Annotated in this window: 5 protein-coding genes; all 5 read right to left on the bottom strand. The window is 42.5% G+C overall.

Annotated elements, in window-relative coordinates; genetic code table 11:
- Nucleotides 1-277: 277 nt before the first annotated feature.
- Complete coding sequence (locus ACH0QE_RS01575) at nucleotides 278-2026, bottom strand: ABC transporter ATP-binding protein (protein WP_415798992.1); 1749 nt, start codon at nucleotides 2024-2026, stop codon at nucleotides 278-280.
- 105 nt (nucleotides 2027-2131) lie between these two features.
- A complete protein-coding gene (gene ntdP, locus ACH0QE_RS01570; protein ID WP_041967592.1) occupies nucleotides 2132-2662 on the bottom strand; it encodes a nucleoside tri-diphosphate phosphatase in 531 nt (176 codons plus the stop codon).
- Between the two features lie 237 nt (nucleotides 2663-2899).
- Entirely contained in the window at nucleotides 2900-3154 is a 255-nt protein-coding gene (locus ACH0QE_RS01565; RefSeq protein ID WP_415798991.1) for a YgaB family protein, read from the bottom strand.
- 211 nt (nucleotides 3155-3365) lie between these two features.
- Complete coding sequence (locus ACH0QE_RS01560) at nucleotides 3366-3560, bottom strand: gamma-type small acid-soluble spore protein (RefSeq protein ID WP_415798990.1); 195 nt, start codon at nucleotides 3558-3560, stop codon at nucleotides 3366-3368.
- An 89-nt stretch (nucleotides 3561-3649) separates the two neighbouring features.
- Nucleotides 3650-4235, bottom strand: a 586-nt coding sequence (gene fabL, locus ACH0QE_RS01555) for an enoyl-[acyl-carrier-protein] reductase FabL (RefSeq protein ID WP_415798989.1), incomplete at its 5' end; no start/stop codon positions are given.

Raw genomic sequence — 4235 nt, 5'->3', positions numbered from 1 at the left:
ACTTATGTCTGTGTAAAACATTTTATATTAAATGCACCGAGATAGTCCACTGATTTTTCTTAATTATTTAAATATAATAATAATTCTTAATAGTCTTAGGCACTTGGTACTATTTGTATGTCAAAAGCTGATAAATTATGACACTTTAGAAATGTGAAGATTTTCTTGAGATAAAAGTTTTGTTTAAAAAAAATTCCGGGACAATCTCCAGGAATCGGTGTGTGAATATAGGCAAAATAAAAACCGAAGCATAATGCCTCGGTTTCTTGTAGATTATTTAACTTTCGAGCTGCTGGACCTGGAAGAGTCTGTGATAGCCACCCTGCTTTGCCATCAATTCATCATGGCTGCCGTCCTCGACGATTTCACCATGCTCAATCAGGACAATCCTGTCGGCATGTGTAATCGTGGATAAACGGTGGGCTACAACGAATGTTGTCCTGTCTTTTGCCAGCTTTTCTATCGCTTCCTGAATAAGATGCTCACTCTCAAGATCAAGCGCTGATGTTGCTTCGTCAAGAATCAGAATAGGCGGATTCTTCAGGAACACACGCGCGATGGCAACACGCTGTTTTTGGCCCCCGGAAAGCTTGACTCCCCTTTCCCCAACTTTTGTATCATAGCCTTCTGGCAAATTCATAATAAAATCATGAGCATTTGCAGCCTTGGCCGCTTGAATGACTTCCTCATCACTTGCTTCCGGCCTGCCTAACAGGATATTCGATTTGACCGATTCACTGAACAAAATATTATCCTGCGCAACCATACCGATTTTATCGCGCAGGGAACGGACCTTGAACGACCGGATGTCCTTCCCATCAAGGAGGATTTCACCATCGGTAACATCGAAGAATCTTGGAATCAGGCTGACAAACGAAGATTTTCCGCCTCCGCTCATTCCAACCAGGGCAATTGTTTCTCCCTTTTTTACCTGTATATTCAAATTCTTCAGTACCGTCTCTCCGTCTTCCTCATAAGAGAAGCTTACATTTCTAAAAGAAATATCCCCATGTACTTTTTTCAGTTCCACCGCGTCAGGAGAATCCTTGATATCGTATTTTTCATCCATGAACTCGAAAACTCGGTCCATTGATGCAATCGCCTGAGTCAATGTGGTCGAGGAATTCACCAGCCTGCGCAGAGGGTTATAAAGTCTGTCGATATAAGCGATGAAAGCGGCCATTTCCCCGATGGTGAGATTGTCTTGAAGGACCTGGTAACCGGAAAAGCCAATAACAAGCAGAGGCGCTATATCAGTAATCGTATTGACTACCGCAAATGCTTTTGCGTTCCAGCTTGTATGCTCAAGCGCTTTTGTTAAAAAGTTTTTATTCTGCCGGTCAAATTGTGTTTGTTCATAATCCTCAATCGCAAAGCTTTTGATGACAGAGATTCCAGCCACTCTCTCATGCAAATAGCTTTGTACCCCCGCAAGTGCCTGTGACCGTTCCCTCGTAAGCTTCCGAAGGTTCCCGAAGAAAAATTTTACCGAAAAAGCGTAGAAAGGAAACAGGATCAGTGAGACAAATGTAAGCTGGACATCCATCGAAAACATGATAGCAGCTGCTATCATAATCGTAGCAACGTCTAGCCACAGATTCATCAGTCCAGTAACAACGAATGTCTTTGTTTGCTCGACATCATTGATCATCCTTGAGATGACCTCTCCCGCTCTCGTATTGGAGTAATATTTGTAGCTGAGCCTCTGCATATGGGTAAACAGTCTGTCTCTTATGTCATATAGGATTTTGCTCGCTGTCCACTGGGCAAAATATTGACGATAGTATTCAATAGGCGGTCTGAGCACGACAAAAACAACAATCATTACGCCCATTACCCAAAACAGTTTGTCTATTTTTTCATCCTTGTCCAGTTCATCATTCCCGATGACATCATCTAGGACAAATTTGATTAAAAGTGGAATTAACAATGGAATCGCAAATTTAAGGATGCCGATGATGATTGTTCCTATGATTTGCAGCCTATATGGTTTGACGAATTTTAAGTATCTTCGGATGCTGCCCAATTTATAGTTCCCCCTTATGGAGCCTTACCTTGCCTTGCCGTGCTGTTGACGAAACAAAAACCTGTTGAATCAATCAACAGGCTGAAGCTTGTCTACCCTGTATGGTTAACGACGATATGTTAAATACCGTTCATAATAAATGTCGATGAAATCCGGTGCAAATGGGCCCTTCCTCTGCCTGATCCACCGTTTGAGCTTTTCAACATTGTATTTCAAAATCTTATCGATCACATCAGGGTATTGCATTTCTTTTCGATGGCGTTCATATTCATCTTCATCGAGCAGATTAAACGTCATATCAGGAAAAACTTTAATATCGAGATCATAGTCAATATATTTCAGCGCTTCCCCATCAAAAATAAATGGAGAACTAATATTGCAGTAGTAATACACGCCATCTTCCCGAATCATTCCAATAACGTTGAACCATAGCTGAGAGTGGAAGTAACAGATTGCAGGCTCTCTCGTAATCCAAGTTCTGCCGTCTGACTCAGTTACGACTGTCCGATCATTCCCGCCAATCACAAGATTTTGCGTTCCTTTTAAGACGGTAGTTTCTTCCCAGACTCGATGGATGTGCCCATTATGCTTATAACTATGGATTTGGATCGGTTCACCTTCTGTGGGTACGCCCATGTTCTTCTCCCCTACTTTCCTTTCCCGGAAACTTTGCAACCTATTAATGTATATTTATCTAAATTCTTCAAAACGACAAAAGGCAACAAAGAACGATTCCTATTTTTTATTATTATAACGGTTAACGAGAGAATTTAAAACAAAAGAGCCACCGATTTCCTCGATCGCCCAATAAATTTGCCTAAATTTTTATAAAAATTCACTTTTTTATATTTCAATGATTTGCAGGAACCACTTTTAACGATAACTGACGGCAAGCTGTTGATACGTATGGATGACTTCCTCCGTCTGCTTTTCGAACATCTGGTGGATTTCCTTCAGGTCCTGCTTTTTCCGGTCAATTTCCATGCGAAGATCTTCTAATTCAGCACTTTGCTTAAGGGCATCCAGCTGCTTTTCAATCTCCTGGCACCTTTCCAATTCAGACTGCAGATATAGAAGCTTTTCCATCGTTTGCATTTGTGTAGAAACCAATTCGTTAAATTTATCCATGCTTTTCCACCGCCTGTAAAATTTATCTTTTAAATGTATTCTTGGGTGGGGATGGAATTCCTTTGACTAGTTATGTAGAGGAATTGGAACCTTTGTCGAATGGTGGATAATCAAAATTTACGGTTCTGGTTGCAGCATTCGCCTCTTTTGGAAATTAGGCAACAAAGGAAAAGGCACTCTGCGAATTAGAGTGCCTTCCATTAAGGTGATATTAGCTCTGTTGGCCAGAGTTTTGGCCTTTGCGAGCTTCAGCTTGCTGGTTTTGCTTGCGTACTTCTTGAGCGTTTGTTTCGCTAGCGAATTCAGTACCGTATTGGCCTTGTCCGCCTTGAGCAGATTGCGCGTTTTGTTGTCTCACCTGCTGAATGTTAGTTCCAGCTTGAGATTGGTTAGGTTGTTTTGCCATCGTTTATCACCTCCACGAATAATAGATTAACCATCCGCGGAAGGTGCTATCCGATTTTTTAATACCAAATTCATCCAGTAAGATTCATCTTATACCAACAAAGAGATGCCCCCGTCGACGATGATTGTCTGTCCGCGGATCATGCTGGATTCATCCTTCAGCAGGAACATGATGGCATTGATCATATCGTCGATTTCAACCATTCTTCCAGCGGGTGTCTTCTCTCTAGCCTCTGCTAGGAGTTCCTCTCTATTAGGGAAGTGCGTCAGTGCCTCTGTATCGACCGCCCCGCCAGATACGGCGTTGACAACGATATTCTTCCGCGCAAGCTCGACAGCTAGATAACGTGTCAATGCTTCCAGGGCTGCCTTGGAAACCCCTACAGTTGTATAGTTCTCCAAGTATCGAATCGAGCCCAGTGAACTGATGCTGACAATTTTACCGCCGCCATTCCTTTCCATCAATTTCGCCGCTTCCTGGGCACAGAACAATAGCGCTTTACTATTGATGTTCATCGTCCAATCCCAATGTGATTCCTCAAGCTCCATCGCCGGTCGCAGCACGCCTGAAGCTGCATTGTTAACGAAGATATCGAGCCGTCCGAATTCCGCTTCGATTTGTTCGAACATTGCTTTGATTTTGCTGACATCCCCGACATTCGCCTTAACGACAAGG

It is taken from the genome of Mesobacillus sp. (assembly GCF_047739415.1).
Taxonomy (GTDB): domain Bacteria; phylum Bacillota; class Bacilli; order Bacillales; family Cytobacillaceae; genus Mesobacillus.
This window is presented reverse-complemented; position numbering and strand designations above follow the sequence as displayed.

Coding starts and splice junctions, on each gene's coding strand:
- ntdP (WP_041967592.1), bottom strand. CDS start 2,662: ATGGGCGTACCCACAGAAGGTGAACCGATCCAAATCCATAGTTATAAG.
- ACH0QE_RS01565 (WP_415798991.1), bottom strand. CDS start 3,154: ATGGATAAATTTAACGAATTGGTTTCTACACAAATGCAAACGATGGAA.
- ACH0QE_RS01560 (WP_415798990.1), bottom strand. CDS start 3,560: ATGGCAAAACAACCTAACCAATCTCAAGCTGGAACTAACATTCAGCAG.